A 15,224-nucleotide genomic window follows, 5' to 3' on the forward strand; every position below is an offset into this window, starting at 1 on the left:
CGGTGTAAATGTGGACAGTAGCCGGTGCTCGACCGCCCGGTCAAGGGGTCGGGGAGCACCCGTGGTCAGTGGGTCAGGCGGAGACCGAGCGCAACGGTCCGGACGACGCCCGGACGACGAGTGCGTGCGGCGAGCGCAGCACCCCCGGTGTCGCCGGGGCGCCCTCCTCGAGCTGGGCGACGAGGACCCCGACCGCCGTCGCCGCGACGCGGTCCAGGTCGGCCGACACCGTGGTCAGCGCCGGGGTCGAGTACGCCGACTCCTCGATGTCGTCGAACCCGACGACCGCGACGTCGTCCGGCACGGTCCGGCCCGCGAGCTGCAGGGCACTCATCGCCCCGAGCGCCAGCGCGTCGTTGCAGCAGACGATCCCGTCGACCGGCACGCCGGCCTCGAGGAGTTGCCGTGCGGCCGCCGCCCCCTCGGCCCGGTGCCACAGCGCGGTCGGCACCACGCGCTCGGGTGCGAACGGCACGCCGTGGTCGTCGAGCGCCTCGCGGTAGCCCCGCAGTCGCTCCTGGGCCGTGCGTACGGGGCCCGACGGGTCGGAGCCGATGAACGCGATCGACCGGCGACCGGCGTCGAGCAGGTGCGCGGTCGCGTCCCGCAGCGCGTCCGCGTTCGACATGGCGATGAACGGCACGGGGGCGTCCGGGATCGGCTCACCGAGCACGACCAGGGGGAACTTCACCTCGAGCGCGGCGGCGTCGCTCGGCCGGACGGTCAGCGGGCTGTAGATGATGCCGTCGATGGAGTGCTCGCGCATCCGGGTGATCGCGTCCGCCTCGCGCACGCCGCTCGCGGTCTGCTCGATGAGCACCGTGTAGCCCACGGCTCCGGCAGCGCGGATGACGGCGTCGGCGAGTTCGGCGAAGTACGCCTGCCGCAGTTCCGGCACCGCGAGGCCGAGCACCTTGGAGCGTCCGGCGCGGAAGTTCCGGGCCGAGACGTTGAGCTCGTAGCCGAGCTCGTCGACGGCGGCCATCACACGGTCGCGGGTGCGGACGGAGACGTGTTCGTAGCCGGACAGCACGTTCGAGACGGTCTTCTTCGAGACACCCGCCACGGCGGCGACGTCGCTCATCGTGGGCGGAGAGCGGTGCCCCTGCGCCATCGGGCGCCCCCTCTCACCTGCGGACTGCGTTCGGCAGGAACCTACCGCACCAGCGTGGTGCGGACCGGACGGGAGGCCCGTGGCGGGCCCGCCACGGGCCTCCTGTCCGGTCGGTCGCCCGTCCAGGCCCCCGCTCAGTCCGCCAGGAACCGCAGGACCGCGAGCACCCGCCGGTTCTCGTTCGGCGTCGCCTCGAGCCCGAGCTTGGTGAAGACCGCGGTGACGTGCTTCTCGACGGTCCCGCCGGACAGGAACAGCGTGTCCGCGATCGCGGCGTTGGACCGGCCCTCAGCCATCAGGCGCAGCACGTCGGTCTCGCGGGCGGTCAGCGAGTCGAGCGGACCGTTCGTGGCACGCGGCGCCTGGACCAGTGCGGCGGCCACCTCGGGGTCGAGCACGACGTTGCCCGCGGCGACCTGGTGCAGCGAGTCGATGAAGGTGCCGACCTCGGCGACCTGGTCCTTCAGCAGGTACCCGACGCCGACGGTGGCGACGTCGAGCAGCGCCCGGGCCCACTGCGCCTCGGCGTACTGCGAGAACAGGAGCACCCCGACGTCGGGCCGGACGTCCTTCACCCGCATGGCCGCGCGGACGCCCTCGTCGGTGTGGGTCGGCGGCATCCGGATGTCCATCACCACGACGTCGACCGCGCCGTGCGCGACGGCGGCCACCGCGGCGTCGCCGTCCGACACCGGCACGACCTCGTGCCCGCGACCGCGCAGCAGGGACGTCAGCCCCTCGCGCACGATCGTGTTGTCGTCGGCGACGACGATCCTCACCGTTCGGCTCCGCTCGGCATGCGCATCCGGATGCGGGTCGGGCCGCCGGCGGGGCTGTCGACCTGCAGGTCCCCGTCCACGGCGCGCAGCCGTTCGAGCACCCCGGCCAGGCCGGTGCCGTGACCGTCGGGGGTGCCGAGCGCGACGTGTGCCCCGCCGTGGCCGTCGTCGTCGACCTCGACGAGCAGGTCGGTGCCGAGCATGCCGACCCGGACGGCGGTGGCCGAGGCTCCGGCGTGCTTCGACACGTTCGTCAGCAGCTCGAGCACCCCGAAGTACGCGATCCCCTCGACGACGCGGGACGGCCGGACGGGCAGGTCCACCGACAGCGCGACGGGGAACGGGGTCCGGGAGCACGCCGAGGTCAGCGCGGCCTCGAGCCCCTCGTCGAGGACGGGCGGGTGGATGCCGCGGGCCAGGGCGCGGAGCTCGACCAGCGCCTCTTTCGTCGACGCGTGCGCCCGGTCGACCAGCGCGGTGACCGCGTCCGGGTCGGCGCCGGTCTGCAGGCGGTCGCGGGCGTCGCCCAGGGTCATCGCCAGGCCGACGAGCCGGGCCTGGGTGCCGTCGTGCAGCTCCCGCTCGATGCGGCGCAGGGTGGTGTCGGCGTCGAGCACGGCGGCGTCGCGCGAGGCCGTGACCTGGCGGAGCCGCAGGTCGCGGGCGGTGGCACCGAGCAGGGCGCGGATGACCACACGCTGCAGTGCCGCGAGCCCGTGGTTCACCGCGGGCCAGAGGAACAGCACGATGAGCAGGCCGAGCACCGCGAACGCGACCTGCAGCGGCGGGGTGTCGACGTACACGCCGAGGAACTGCGCACCGCTGTGGAGCTCGCCGTCCGCGCCCCGCTGCGCCGGCAGGAAGTGCCCCCACGCCGCGTGGGTCATCGCGCCCAGACCGCTCACGAGCACAGCGGTCGAGACGGCGAACGTGGTGGTGGTCAGCACGAACCCCGTGAGCAGGTACGCGAACGCCCGCCAGGTGGGGCCGTCCGACAGCCGGGCGAACGCGGTGCCGAGCGGCGTCGAACCCGCACGGGGCGGTGCCGGGGCGACGACGACCTGCCCGAGCAGCGCGGCGGACATCCGGCGGGTGACCGCGGCGAACCAGTGCGACCCACCGAGCAGGAACGCGGCGACGACCAGGCCGACCCAGGTCAGCGACACCGGGATGCCGACGGCCAGCACCACGACGAACCAGGCCAGCGCGGCGATCGCGATCGGCAGGTGCGCGGCGTGGAACGCGAAGGCCCGCCAGGTGCTGCCGTCGGCGACGGCTCGGAACGGTCGGAACCGGGGGACGGTGGTGGGTGCGCCCGGGGTGGCGACGGCGGTGTACATGCGGACCTCTTCGTGTCGATGACGAGCTTATTGCCCGACACCAGCCTCGCCGCGGGGGTCCGCCCGCACACCGGTGCTGCCCCCCGTCGTCGGTGGGGAAACCCCGCGATCGTCTTCAACAGGGTCCGCTCAGGCGCCGGTCTGCTCCGTCGGCGCGGCCACGGGCTTCGACTGGCTCGACCCTCGTTGCCGCAGGGACACGGTGGCGATCACCATCACCGAGATGACCAGGAACTCCGACTGCCAGTTCTGCATCGACTCGAACCAGAACTGGCTCGTGCCCAGGTAGCCCCACGCCGTGACGACATCGCCGCCGTGTTCGAGCTGCTCCTCGTTGTAGGCCGCCGCACCACCGATCAGGTGCCCCACGACACTGCCGAGGAACAGCACCGCGAACAGGATCAGCAGGGAGTTCTCGTACAGCACGAGCACGATCCCGCCCCGGCGCACCGGCCACGGGGCCTTCGGGTCGTCGGCGTGCTCCCGGGGGTCCTCGTCCTGCGGGCTCTGTTCGTCCAGGGGCTCGGACTCGCTCGACCCCTTCTGGAACAGGAACACCGTGAACACGATGTACGCGCCCATCTGCAGGAACTCGCTCTCCCAGTTCTCGAAGGTGGCCTCGGCGAAGTCGCCGCTCGTCAGGAAGCCCCAGAGCGACACGGCCGCCTCGCCGTGCTGGAGTGCGTCCGCCGCGGACACCCGCCACCCGGCGAACACCATGCCGACGAAGCACACGACGAAGACGGCGACGTTCGCGAGGAGCAGGCCGTGCCGTCGCACGCGCTGCCACCCACTCGATCCGTTGTGCAGGCCGAGGGTCACCGGGTCCTCCGTTCGTCGCGTCGAGCCCATCCTGGTCCGGTCGCCACGAACGCCTTCGCAGGAGCACCCGACCGGTCGTGCCGGTCCGTCAGCGACTCAGAGCGTGACGCCGGTGGCCGTCGCCAGCGCGTCGAGCAGTTCGGTGCGGAACCGCCGGTCGGCGACCGCCGGGTGCGGCTCCTGCCGCTCCCCGTGGAACCAGTAACCACCCGTCACGGTTTGGTCCGGGTCGGTCGCGAGCGTCTCCTGCGTGCGGTGTCCGAGCTCGAAGTCGTCCGGAGCGCCGGCCCCGCCCATCTTGGTCGCCACCCAGCCCGGGTCGACGGCGTTGCTCAGCACGCCCGGGCGTCGGAGCGGCACCTCGGCGGCGAGCGCCGTCACGAACAGCTTCGTGTCGGAGTACGAGTTCGTCTCCGAAGCGCCGGTCCAGTCGACGGTGTCCAGGCGCGGACGGCCGCCCCGGTGCATCCCGCTGCTCAGGTACACGTGCCGCCCCGGCGAGCGGAGCAACGCGGTGAACAAGTAGGGCGCCACGACGTTGACGGGCACCAGGGAACGGCCGGAGATCACGCCGGCGTTGTGCACGACGGCGTCGAGCGGGGTGCCGGCGTCGAGTTCCCGGGCGGTGGCGATCACGGCGTCGCGGTCCGCCAGGTCGGCGACGACGAGTTCGGCGCCGCGCTCCACCAGGTCGGCGACCGCCTCGGCGCGGGCCCGGTTGCGCGCGTGGACGACGACGTCGTGTCCGCTGCGGAGCAGCGAGTCGGCGGTCCCCCGCCCGAGGCCGTCGGTGGATCCGGTGACGAGGATGCGTGCCATCCGCCCATCATGCGCCCGACGGCTGCGGCGGGTCCGGCAGGTGGACCGGCAACGGGCGGACGGGAGGCACGGTGCGGCCCCGCCACGGGCCTCCCGGCTGTTCACGGGCCGGCCACAGGGCCGCGGTACGGTCGCTGCATGAGCAGCTTCCTCGAGCCCATCGACGCCGTCGGCGTCGGTGACGCAACGATCGTGCCGGACGCCACGCGACCGGTCGCGGCGGTCGTCACGGGCGACGACGTGCGGTGGGTGACGTGGCCGGACGCCCCGTTGCCGGACGGTGCGGTCGACGAGGTCGGGGTCCTCGCGACCGACGGGGGCGCCTGGGTCGTCTACGGATCGCTCGAGGAAGTGGGCGACGACCTCGACGAGATGTCCCGGACCGCCGTGTACGTCACGCCGACCGGGGTGACGTGCACGGTCGACCTCGGTGATCGACGCGTGCTCGGGGCGGACGTCGAGGGGCTGTGGATCGGCGACCCGCGTGACGCGTCGATGTGGATGGGTGAGGACGAGGACACCGAGGACGAGGACTCCGAGGACGAGGACTCCGAGGATCCGGAGGACGACGACGGGGACCCGGACGACCCGCTCGCCGGCGTCGACCCGGAGACCCTGCCGTGGGCGCCGTCGGAGCCGTTCTGGCCGTCGCCGGAGGAGTGGGCGGCGACGCTGGCGGCCGGCGAGGAGCCGGAGGACGACGACCCCGAGCTGCTGGACGACGACGACGCGGACGATGACGGCCCCCGCTACTTCTGGAGTGCCGGACCCGAGGCCGATGACGACGAGGACGACTTCCCTCGTCGGTCGGGAGCACCGGCCGTTCCCGCGCCACCCCTGCCGACCCCGCCGACCGAGCTCGTGCTCGTCCGGACCGACGGCAGCCGGACGAAGATCGCCGTCGACCACCTGGTCGAGGACGTCCGCCGCACCGGCTCGGTCCTCACCATCCGGTACGCACCGACCGGTCCGCGACTGGAGCCCGACGCGTCCGTGTTCCGGAACGTCGTCTACGTCTCCCGCGAGGTCGACCTCGACGTGACCGGCGGCCTGCCCGCCACCGTGACCACGGGGGACCTGCCGTCCCGCCCCGCGATCGACGAGGACGAGACGTCGTGGGAGGACGAGCAGGACCGACAGGAAACGGCCCTCGCACCGTGGACGGAGCGGTTCGACCTGACCGACGTCGAGGGCGCGCGCTGGCCGCTGCACGACCTGGACACTGCCGCACGGGAGCGCGCGGTCGCGGACCTCGTGGACGTGTTCGAGGCACTCGACCAGCCCGACATCCGGTGGACCCGCGACCACCCCGAGCCCCGCCGGTCGGCGAGTGCCTATCGGGCCGTCGAGGTCACCGTCGAGGGGGAGTGGCCCGCGACCGAGGTCGTGGTGTCGTTCGAGCACAGCGCCGTGCCGTACCTGCGGCTCCGTCGGCGCTACCGGGTGTTCGACGATGCCGGCCACGTGCAGGACTGGCCGTACGTCGGCGTGCACCTGGACGAGGACCTCGACAGCGGGCACATCGCCGACCGGTCGGACGCGGTGGACGGGGTGCTCGACATCTGACGGGTGCTGCACTGCCGGTCAGTGCCGCATCAGACCTCGGCGACGGCCCGCAGTTCGAGCGCCACGGCGTTCAGGTCCTCGATCAACCCGTCCGCCCGGTCGGCGTACTCCGGAGCAGGTGCCCCCGCGTCACGCCCCTTGCCGCTCGGCCAGGGAGCCCGCACCGGCGCGGCGACCGTCAGCAGGTCGTCACGGTCCCATCCGTGTTGAAGCAGCCCACGCGCATGGTCCACACGCTCCTGCACCGGCACGACGTGGGGATCGCCGTGCTCGGTGAGGAAGGCGACCAGCCGGTCGCCGCGGACCACGTACCGCCGGAGCTGGTCACGTCGGTCCCGCTCGTCGTACCGGCCGTCGTGCAGCAGGTGTCGGCGCAGCCATCCCATGCCCCGATGATCCCACCGCACATCACGGCCCGCTGGTCCTGTACGTTTCCTGTGTAGACATTCCCTGATCAGAGAGGACGCGGCGCCATGAGTGACGGCACGCCCCAGTACAACCAGCAGAACCCGAACCCCTACGCCGCCGGAGGGCAGCCCTACGGCGCTCCGATGCAGCCGTCGTCCGACCGCTTCAACGTCATGGCGATCGTCGGGTTCGTCCTGGCCTTCGTGGTGAACATCGCCGGCCTCGTGGTGTCCATCATCGCGCTCTCGCAGATCAAGAAGACCGGGGAGCGCGGCCGCGGCCTGGCCCTCGCCGGCATCATCATCAGCGCCCTGTCGCTCGTGTTCGGCATCATCTGGATCATCTTCGTGGTCACGGTCCTCGCGAACACCCCCACCAGCACCACGGGCGGGTACTGACGCCCACCAGCACCAGACGGGAGGCCCGTGGCAGCTCGCCACGGGCCTCCCGTTCGTCCGGGGTCGGCTCCGGACCGTGGCCTCAGCCGATGACGCCGGTGTGCTCGAGCACGATGTTCAGCCCGATCAGGATCAGGACGACACCACCCGCGATCTCCGCCGGCTTGCCGAAGCGGGCACCGACACGGCGACCGACCAGGACCCCGACGAACGACAGCACGGCGGTCGTGATCCCGATGAGCAGCACCGCGCCGCCGATCGAGACGGGTAGGAACGCCAGGGTGACGCCGACCGCCAGGGCGTCGATACTGGTCGCGACCGCCAGCACGAGGAGCTCCCGGATCGGCAGCCGATCGGTGTCCTGCTCGGTGTCCTCGTGCTTCGAGAACGCCTCCCACAGCATCTTCCCGCCGATCAGCGCGAGCAGCCCGAACGCGACCCAGTGGTCGAAGGCCGCGATGTACTGCGCGAACGCCGACCCGAGCAGCCAGCCGAGCAACGGCATCACCGCCTGGAACACCCCGAACGTGAGCGCGATCACGATCGCGTGCCGCACGTCGAAGCGCTTCATGTGCAGGCCCTTGCCGAGGGCGACGGCGAAGGCGTCCGCGGAGACGCCGAGCGCGATGAGGAACAGGGCCCAGAAGGACATGGGGTGGCGCCTTTCGAGACGGTCGGATGGAGACTCCGACGTCTCAGGACCTGACGATCCTGGCACGGTTCGGGGCACGAAAAGGCCTGATCAGCGGGATTCGTCGGCCCGAATCCGCGGGTTGGTGGGCCCGGTCCGCCAACCCGGCCCACGTCGTCGACGTGACCAGGGGACGGACTGGAGGCCCGTGGCGGCGCCGCGGTGCGCCTCCAGGCCGTCAGTCAGTGCGTCAGGAACCTGCGGCCGCGTGCGCGGCGACCTGACTGGCCGTCAGTTCAGTGCCGTACACGGCGGCGTACCGCATCGAGCCGGTGAAGTACGGGTTGTTCGTGGAACCCGGCCACCCGCTCACGACGTCGTAGCCGACGCGGAAGTACCCGGTGAAGTTCTCGGGGCTCTTGAAGGCCGTGTTCGACGCGACGAGCGTGCCGTCGACGTACAGGCGCATGCCGTTGGTGGGCGACATCGTCGCCACCGTGTGGTGCCAGGCGCCGTCGTTGACAGCCGTCGGCGACGTGATGACCTGGGTGGCGCCGTTGTAGGAGCCGAACGCGAGCTGGCCGGTCGTGGTCAGGTAGAGCTTCCGGTCGTGCTGGCTCGACGCTCCGGTCTGGCTGCTGCCGAAGCCGATGAGCATGCCGCCGGCGACCGTGGTGCGGAACCAGACCTCCTCGCTGAAGGTCGTGGGGTTGGCGTACGAGCGCGGGGTGGAGACGGAGCTCGTGGAGCCGTTGAGCGCGTAGGCGCTGCCGCTGTCACGCGGGCAGGCGTTCGGGCTCGGCGTCGTCGCGGTCATGGTGCCCTGGTAGGTGCCGTTCGCAGCACGACCCGACCAGTCGGTGGCCGTCTTCGAGCCAGAAGCCTCGGTCAGGCGGTAGGCGAACAAGGCGTTCGCGGTGTCGGCGCCGACTGCGCCCGTGCACGTGAAGTACGGGGCGGTCGCGGCCGTGTTCGCGCTGTTGGTCACGCGGGCTGTGTACGCCGAGCGGGTCGGGGCGAACTGGTTCAGCAGGACGACGACGGCCAGGGCGACCACGAGCAGGACGGCGACGACGCGACCGTCGCGCAGGCGGCGGAGGATCACGAGGGACGCACCGCCTCGACGCGGCCGACCGCCAGGCACGCCACGAGCGGCACGAGGCACACGGCGATCAGGGCGGCCCAACCCAGGGGATCGAGGTCGATGTTCGACATGAGCTGGTAGTGCCCGTTCTTCGTCAGCTCGTGGATGACGACCCGGCCCATCTCGCCGTCGACCAGGTGGACGCTGTTGCCGCCGTGGGCGTCGACACGGACCGGGAAGATCCCCGACGAGATCACGGTGGCCTCGACGCCGGTCGGGCTCGAGGTGTTCGTGATCGTCGTCACGTTGACGAACGGCTTGAACACGAACGCCGCGTACGAGACGGTGAGGGCGCTGCCCGCGATCCGCAGGCAGGAACGGGTCACCCGGTCGGTGAACGCGCTGGTCAGGGTCAGGATGATCAGCGTGCCGATGAGCAGGATCGGGGCGGCGCGGAGCAGCCAGCCGATGCGCGGGACCAGGAGCGCGGGGGTGCCGATCACGTCGGCCTGGGTGAGCGTCCACGGGTCGGTGGCGCCGTTGACGTCACCGCGGGTGTGGATCCCGCCGTCCGCGTCGATCGAGACGATGCGGTGCGTGTAGACGACGTCCGGGTTGGCGGAGGTCTCGAACGAGACGATGTCGCCGACGCTGAGCGTGGCGACGTCCACCGGCAGGTCGAGCACGAGGGTGCCGACGGGGGCGGCTTCGCCCATCGAGGGGGTCTCGACGACGAACCAGCGGCCGCCGGCGGAGAGGAACAGGACGGCCGCGGTGAGCAGCAGTGCTGCGATCGCGGCGACCGACCAGGCGAGGACCGTCTCGGAGCGGGTGACCTGACGGCCGCGGAGGACCGGGCGGTCGAGCATGCCGCTGAGCGGGATCGCTGCGGTCTGGCTCATGGGCTCTGCTCCGGGAGGTCGAGGTGGGGCTGGTCGGGCTGGTCGGGCTGGTCTTGCTGGTCTTGCTGGTCTTGCTGGTCTTGCTGGTCTTGCTGGTCTTGCGGGGGTGGCGACGCTCGGCCGGAGGGGGGTCGGCCGAGCGTCGCCGGTTCTGGGGGGAGGGGTGATGGGGGGGGGTCAGATCAGGCCGTGAAGGTCCAGGTCATCGGGACCGAGGCGGCGAGGCCCTGGTAGGTGTTGCCGGCCGAGGAGTCCAGGGTCACCGCGAAGTTGAAGGGGACGCTCGCGCCGGCGGCCGGAGCCTGCGGCATCGTGAAGGCCGACGCCGCAGCACCCTTGAAGCTGGCGAGGGTGCCGCTGAAGACGGTGGTCGAGCCGGAGGTGACGACGAGGTTCATCTTGGCGCAGAGGTCGGTCGCGGTGCCGTTGGCCGAACCGTTCGCCGACTGGGTGCACGTGGCGCCCGGGTTCAGCGTGAAGGTGCTGGCGTTCGCGGTGCCGGTGTTCTTGATCGAGATCGCGGTGTTGACCGTGTTGCCCGGGGTCATCGTCGTGCTGCCGCCGAACTTGTTGATCGTCGAGCAGGTCGCCGAGTTCGTCGAGACCGAGCCGCCGTCGGTGCTGAGGCAGGTGACGGTCGCACCGGCGTTCTGCTCCTGCATGATCAGCGTGCCGCTGCCGGCGGTGTTGCTGCTGTTGGTGATGCTCGCGGCGAACCCGGAGAGGGTGCCGGTGAGCGAGAGGGAGAGCAGGACGGCGGCGAAGATACCCGCGAGGAGCGCCACGGGGGCGAAGCGGATCCGCTTCAGTGCGGAGGTGCGGAGCTTGGTGGACACGGGGTACCTCTTCGTTCGGTGGTGGTTGCAGGAAGTCGGGGGAAGCAAGACCTTCGGGCTGTTTTGCTTCAATGGTTAAGATAGTCAGTGATTCACCAAGTTGACCACTCGTATACTCACCCCAGTGCGGGGGACGCACCTTGTCCCCCGGTCCCCGACACGGAAGAAGGCCCTCGTGGCAGCAGCACCGAACGACGACGACGCCGCCGATCTCATGGCCGCGTTCACCGCCGTCGTCCGTGCGAACGCGAGCCTGGTGAGCCAGCTCAGCGCCCGGGCGGGCGTGCACGAGAACGCCCTCCGCGCCCTGGTGCTCATCAGTGACACCGGGTACTCCACGCCGACCGAGGTCGCCGGGTACCTGGGGCTGACCTCGGGCGCGGTGACGAACATGATCGACCGGATGAGCACCGCCGGCCTGCTCGAGCGCGCACCGAACCCGGCCGATCGCCGGGGCTCACTGCTGCGGCTGCTGCCCCCGGGCCATGTCGTCGTGTCGGACTACCAGGAGCGGTACGCAGCGATGCTCCGGGCCGTCGACGGGGCGCACAAGGGCGAACTGCACGAGGTGCTCAACGACCTGGCGACGAGTCTGTACGAGCAGGCTGCCGCTGCGACCTGATCTCGCTCGTGCGGACCGCGCGTCTACCCGGTGTGGATCGCCCGTTCCGCTGTCGCGGTGAGGCCGGCACGGCGTTCCCGATCCGTCCCGCGGGCACGCTCGTCCTCGAGCACCCGCACGACGGTGTCCCGGAGGGGTCGGGTCACCCCGCCGGCGTCCGTGAACGCCACCGCGGAGCGCTGCGCGAACCCGGCCTCCGACACCGGGATCCACAGGGGGAGTGATCGCGGTCCGGCCCAGTAGGCCACGTCGTGCGCAAGCAGGAGGTCGTCGTCGACCGCGACCAGCTCGTCGTCGAAGCCGGTGACCTCGGCCACGCACCGGAAGAAGTCCTGCATCGGCGTCGGAGCGCCCACGGCGTTGACCGTGCCGACGAACCCGTCGCGCCCGGCACGGACGAGCCAGGCGGCGAGGTCTGCGACGTCGATCACCTGGACGAACCGCTCCGCCGTCGTCGGCACCAGCACCGGCCCACCGCGGTCGAACCGAGCCGGCCAGTACCCGAACCGGTCACTGGGGTCGCCAGGTCCGACGATCAGCCCCGGTCGCGCGACGAGCAGCCGCGACCCGAGCCGGAGCCGGGTGGCGCGTTCGGCGAGGACCTTCGCGTCGGCGTAGGCGGACGGGTCCCTCGGCTCCACCAGCCGAGCGGACTCATCGGCGCCCGGCTCGTCGTTCTCTGCGTACACCGAGACCGTCGACACCAGGGTCCAGTGCGCGGCCCGGACGGCGAGGGCATCGAGCGCCGGGGCGACGAGTCCGGGGGCGCTGGCGAGCTCGATGACCTCGTCCCAGTCGCCGGTGGCCTGTGCGTACGCGCCGGCCAGGGTTCGATCCGCCTGGACGAAGCGCGCTCCCTCGGGGACGCTGCCGGTGGTGCCCCGGGCGAGGCAGGTGACGTCGGCGCCCTCGGCCAACAGCTCGTCGACGATCTTCCGTCCGAGCCAACCGGTGCCGCCGAGTACCAGGACGCGTCGCACGCGCTGCGGCATCAGACGGGCTGGAGGGGTCGTCGTTCGCCGTCCGGGAGCTCGACCCGGATGCGGTCGCCCGGCCGGACCGTGCCACCGCTGAGCACGACGCTCATCACGCCGCCCTTGCGCTCGACCGTGCCGTCCTCGGCGCGCCCCAGCACGGCACGGAGGAGTCCCGGCTCGAAGCCGTTGATCTGCTGGCACGGGTTCCGCAGGCCGGTTACCCGTACGGAGGCGTCGTCACCGAGGTGCAGCACCGCCCCCTCGGGCAGTCCGAGCAGATCGACGCCGCTGGTCGTCACGTTCTCGCCCATCTGGCCCGGCTCGACGCTGAACCCTGCCTCGGCGACCTCGTCGAACAGCTCGGCGTGCAGCAGGTGGACCTGACGCAGGTTCGGCTGCGAGGGGTCCCGGGCGACCCGGGAGCGGTGCTGCACGGTCGTGCCGGCGTGGGCATCACCCTCGATGCCCCACCCCGCCACGAGCGTCACCGCGTCGACCAACGGCTTGCTGAACCGGTGCTCGCCGTCCTTGCTCACCGCGACCACGCGCGGCTGGTCCATGTCGTCCCCGCTCATGGGGCCGATTCTGCCCCATGGTCGCGGCCGCGCGAGTGCAGCGCCGATCAGCGGCGCTCGCGCAGGCCGGTTCAGCGGCGCTTGCGCAGCGCGTTCGTGGCCCACAGGGAGACGGCGATGAGCACGGGCTGGAACAGCAGGCGGACGAAGCGCTTGGTGTCGGTGTCCAGGCCGAACCCGTCGCGGTGGTGCATCCACTGCGCGATGTTGCCGGGGAAGACCGCCAGGAAGAACACCGCGACGACCCACCCGACCGTCACCTGACGCCGAGCCAGGAGCATCAGCGCAGCTCCGAGGGAGATCTCCACCACGCCGGAGGCGATGACCGTGACGTCGGTCGGCAGCGGCACGAACTTCGGCACCTGCGCCTGGAACTCCTCACGTGCCACCGTCAGGTGGCTGATGCCGGCCCAGGTGAGCAGCGCGCCGAACAGGATGCGGACGATGGTCCGGGGGCGGGTGGAGCGGACTGCGGGGGTGCGGGTTGCCATCGGGGTGGTGCCTTTCACGGTCGTGGTGGGGTTCGGTGGAGTGGGGGCGCCGAGGTCAGCGGCTGCGGCTGCGGAGGACTCGGCGTCGGCGTGCGGCCTCGAACGTGATCGCGACAGCGGCGGCACCGAGCGTGAGGATCCGGGCGGCCGGACGGCCGCGGGTCGAGGCGGCCAGTCGCAGTGCGCCGACGAGTGCGAGTGCCCCGGCAGCACCGGTCGTGGTCGTCGCCTGCCGGTCTTCGAGGTCGATCACGAGCCGGGTCCCGCCGAGAGCGGTCGCCGCGATGGTGGCGCCGGTGCCGATCAGGTCGCCCCCGGGCGCACGACGGACCGCTGCAGCAACGAGTCCGAACCCGGACAGGAGTTCCAGAGCCGGGATGCCGAGTGCGTGTGGAACGCCCGGCTCGAAGCCCCGGCGCTGCATCTGCTGGGCCCTGGCGCGCAGCGGGGTGCGGCGAACCGTGGCGAAGCCGTGCCCGGCGAGCAGGACGCCGGTGACGAGGTCGATCCAGCTGGTCAGTTTCACGTTGTGCTCCATTAGGTTGTGCACAACCTAACACGTCGACGTGTCGAGTGGGCGGGAACAACGTGCACCTACCCTGAACACGTGGAGGACGATGTCCCTGGCGGACCAGGTTGGATCATCAGAGCTGCTGACCTCCGCCCCGTCGTCACCGACCTGGAGGCCTTCCGAGCCGGCCTCGCTGAGGATCCCCTCGCCGAGCCGATCGAATTGCTGTGGACCGGGAACGCCGGCGCTGCTCTTCAGATGCTCGGGGTGCTCCAGCAGACTCCGCGGGTACGGGCGCTTGCTGCCGATTGCCATCGCGACCTCGGGGACACCGCTCATGCCGTGAGCGAGTACGACGTGCTCGTCGCAGAGTGCGTGGGTACGGCACGCGAGGCCGTGATGCGGCAGCACCGCGGCAAGGCCCTCCTCGCTAACGGTGAAACGGAACGTGCAGTCGAGGACTTCCAGCGTGCCGTCGAACTCCGACGGACAGCCCACCCGGTGCTCCTCGCATCGGCAGAGCAAGGCTTGGCGGTCGCGCGCGCTCGTGTGGACCGCGGGTGATCACAGCCGGAGTGGCGTGCTACCGGATTGAGCTTCGAGCGCTCGAAGGGTTCCTGTCCCTGCTTCTGACCCTTGGTTGGCTTCGAAGCGCTGGTCTCACGGGGAGCTATCGGTCTGTAGGGGAACACCATGCAGAAGAAATCGAGGTCAACACGCTTCGCCAGAGCAAGATGCTGGCGGAACCAGGGGCCCCGCGGCTGATGCGCTGTGGCCAGCGGCGATGGCATCGATGCCTTCCGCCGACGGCTCACGAAAGCACACGTCTCACTAGATCCCTCACAGGGACGTTGCGCCCGCCGGGCTCAGCTGAGAGGTTCGAGTCGTGAATGGTGAGGTCACGGCAGAGGCTCTCCGGAAGGCTTTCCGTGAAGCTGACGGCTTGGAGCCGATGGTCCTTCCTGATGCTGAGGTGATCGGCTCCCTGGAGGCTGACATCGACACGTTGCGTGACGCCCTCACGAGCGCGCCGTGGATCCGTGTTGAGGAGCGCCGTGGAGGTGATGAAGGAGAAAGCTATTCCGTCTGGCCGACCGACGGCGTCCAGGTCAATTTCTTCTTCGACTGGGGAGCCCCCATCGAGTTCGACTTCGACCTTCGGGAGCTGATCGATGACGAGGCCGTCAACGGGCTTGTTCGCTTGTTTCGGCTGGTGAGTTCAGCAGTAGGCAAGGACGTCGTCGTTCGAGCCGAGGGACATGGAGACGGTCTGCCAGTCGTGCGCGTCGACGCTGGAACCGGCTGCGTTGTGCTCAGCCCTCTCTCCTGAACGATGAAGGCGCCCCGTA

Annotated in this window: 19 protein-coding genes; 5 read left to right on the forward strand and 14 right to left on the reverse strand. The window is 71.0% G+C overall.

Annotated elements, in window-relative coordinates; all coding sequences use genetic code 11:
- Positions 1-73: 73 nt before the first annotated feature.
- The 5 genes from FFG40_RS02735 to FFG40_RS02755 form a co-directional block, all read right to left on the reverse strand.
- Positions 74-1,084, reverse strand: a complete 1,011-nt coding sequence (locus FFG40_RS02735; protein ID WP_138802161.1) for a LacI family DNA-binding transcriptional regulator — start codon at positions 1,082-1,084, stop codon at positions 74-76.
- A 164-nt stretch (positions 1,085-1,248) separates the two neighbouring features.
- The gene (locus FFG40_RS02740; RefSeq protein ID WP_138802162.1) at positions 1,249-1,893 is read right to left on the reverse strand and encodes a response regulator transcription factor; all 645 of its coding nucleotides are present in this window, start codon (positions 1,891-1,893) and stop codon (positions 1,249-1,251) included.
- Positions 1,890-3,233 carry a sensor domain-containing protein gene (locus tag FFG40_RS02745; RefSeq protein ID WP_138802163.1) on the reverse strand — a complete coding sequence of 448 codons (1,344 nt, stop codon included), beginning with the start codon at positions 3,231-3,233 and terminating at the stop codon, positions 1,890-1,892. The genes FFG40_RS02740 and FFG40_RS02745 overlap by 4 nt, the downstream gene beginning before the upstream one ends.
- 129 nt (positions 3,234-3,362) lie before the next feature.
- Positions 3,363-4,055: a DUF6766 family protein gene (locus FFG40_RS02750; RefSeq protein WP_258373526.1), complete on the reverse strand. Its 693-nt coding sequence runs from the start codon at positions 4,053-4,055 to the stop codon at positions 3,363-3,365.
- Between the two features lie 96 nt (positions 4,056-4,151).
- Positions 4,152-4,874: an SDR family NAD(P)-dependent oxidoreductase gene (locus FFG40_RS02755; RefSeq protein ID WP_138802164.1), complete on the reverse strand. Its 723-nt coding sequence runs from the start codon at positions 4,872-4,874 to the stop codon at positions 4,152-4,154.
- Positions 4,875-5,012: 138 nt separating this feature from the next.
- Between FFG40_RS02755 and FFG40_RS02760 the strand changes: the two genes are divergently transcribed.
- Positions 5,013-6,440, forward strand: a complete 1,428-nt coding sequence (locus tag FFG40_RS02760) for a hypothetical protein (protein WP_138802165.1) — start codon at positions 5,013-5,015, stop codon at positions 6,438-6,440.
- 29 nt (positions 6,441-6,469) lie between these two features.
- Here FFG40_RS02760 and FFG40_RS02765 read toward each other — a convergent pair whose 3' ends face one another.
- On the reverse strand, positions 6,470-6,826 hold the full coding sequence (locus FFG40_RS02765; RefSeq protein ID WP_138802166.1) for a hypothetical protein: 357 nt from the start codon (positions 6,824-6,826) through the stop codon (positions 6,470-6,472).
- A gap of 87 nt (positions 6,827-6,913) precedes the next feature.
- Between FFG40_RS02765 and FFG40_RS02770 the strand changes: the two genes are divergently transcribed.
- Positions 6,914-7,246 carry a DUF4190 domain-containing protein gene (locus FFG40_RS02770; RefSeq protein ID WP_138802167.1) on the forward strand — a complete coding sequence of 111 codons (333 nt, stop codon included), beginning with the start codon at positions 6,914-6,916 and terminating at the stop codon, positions 7,244-7,246.
- An 82-nt stretch (positions 7,247-7,328) separates the two neighbouring features.
- Here the strand turns inward: FFG40_RS02770 and FFG40_RS02775 are convergent, their stop codons facing one another.
- From FFG40_RS02775 to FFG40_RS02795, 4 genes are all read right to left on the reverse strand, one after another.
- Complete coding sequence (locus FFG40_RS02775; protein ID WP_111056467.1) at positions 7,329-7,898, reverse strand: manganese efflux pump MntP family protein; 570 nt, start codon at positions 7,896-7,898, stop codon at positions 7,329-7,331.
- A gap of 229 nt (positions 7,899-8,127) precedes the next feature.
- Positions 8,128-8,982, reverse strand: coding sequence for a LamG domain-containing protein (locus tag FFG40_RS02780; protein WP_138802168.1), 855 nt, complete (start codon positions 8,980-8,982; stop codon positions 8,128-8,130).
- On the reverse strand, positions 8,979-9,863 hold the full coding sequence (locus FFG40_RS02785) for a S26 family signal peptidase (protein WP_138802169.1): 885 nt from the start codon (positions 9,861-9,863) through the stop codon (positions 8,979-8,981). Before FFG40_RS02785 ends, FFG40_RS02780 begins: the two co-directional genes overlap by 4 nt.
- Before the next feature lie 182 nt (positions 9,864-10,045).
- The gene (locus FFG40_RS02795; protein ID WP_027466885.1) at positions 10,046-10,699 is read right to left on the reverse strand and encodes a hypothetical protein; all 654 of its coding nucleotides are present in this window, start codon (positions 10,697-10,699) and stop codon (positions 10,046-10,048) included.
- 175 nt (positions 10,700-10,874) lie between these two features.
- Here FFG40_RS02795 and FFG40_RS02800 point away from each other — a divergent pair, with 175 nt between their 5' ends.
- Complete coding sequence (locus tag FFG40_RS02800; protein WP_051597024.1) at positions 10,875-11,321, forward strand: MarR family winged helix-turn-helix transcriptional regulator; 447 nt, start codon at positions 10,875-10,877, stop codon at positions 11,319-11,321.
- Between the two features lie 23 nt (positions 11,322-11,344).
- On the opposite strand, the gene FFG40_RS02805 is transcribed toward FFG40_RS02800, so the two are convergent.
- From FFG40_RS02805 to FFG40_RS02820, 4 genes are all read right to left on the reverse strand, one after another.
- Entirely contained in the window at positions 11,345-12,313 is a 969-nt protein-coding gene (locus FFG40_RS02805) for an NAD-dependent epimerase/dehydratase family protein (protein WP_138802171.1), read from the reverse strand.
- Positions 12,313-12,873 carry an MOSC domain-containing protein gene (locus FFG40_RS02810; RefSeq protein WP_185974066.1) on the reverse strand — a complete coding sequence of 187 codons (561 nt, stop codon included), beginning with the start codon at positions 12,871-12,873 and terminating at the stop codon, positions 12,313-12,315. Before FFG40_RS02810 ends, FFG40_RS02805 begins: the two co-directional genes overlap by 1 nt.
- 71 nt (positions 12,874-12,944) lie before the next feature.
- The gene (locus FFG40_RS02815; protein ID WP_071404117.1) at positions 12,945-13,364 is read right to left on the reverse strand and encodes a MauE/DoxX family redox-associated membrane protein; all 420 of its coding nucleotides are present in this window, start codon (positions 13,362-13,364) and stop codon (positions 12,945-12,947) included.
- 55 nt (positions 13,365-13,419) lie between these two features.
- Complete coding sequence (locus FFG40_RS02820; RefSeq protein WP_138802172.1) at positions 13,420-13,890, reverse strand: hypothetical protein; 471 nt, start codon at positions 13,888-13,890, stop codon at positions 13,420-13,422.
- 81 nt (positions 13,891-13,971) lie between these two features.
- On the opposite strand from FFG40_RS02820, the gene FFG40_RS02825 reads away from it, so the two are divergent.
- A complete protein-coding gene (locus tag FFG40_RS02825; RefSeq protein ID WP_138802173.1) occupies positions 13,972-14,439 on the forward strand; it encodes a tetratricopeptide repeat protein in 468 nt (155 codons plus the stop codon).
- 322 nt (positions 14,440-14,761) lie between these two features.
- Entirely contained in the window at positions 14,762-15,205 is a 444-nt protein-coding gene (locus tag FFG40_RS02830) for a hypothetical protein (RefSeq protein ID WP_138802174.1), read from the forward strand.
- Positions 15,206-15,224: the final 19 nt, after the last annotated feature.

The organism is Curtobacterium sp. KBS0715, from assembly GCF_005938005.2.
Classification (GTDB): domain Bacteria; phylum Actinomycetota; class Actinomycetes; order Actinomycetales; family Microbacteriaceae; genus Curtobacterium; species Curtobacterium flaccumfaciens.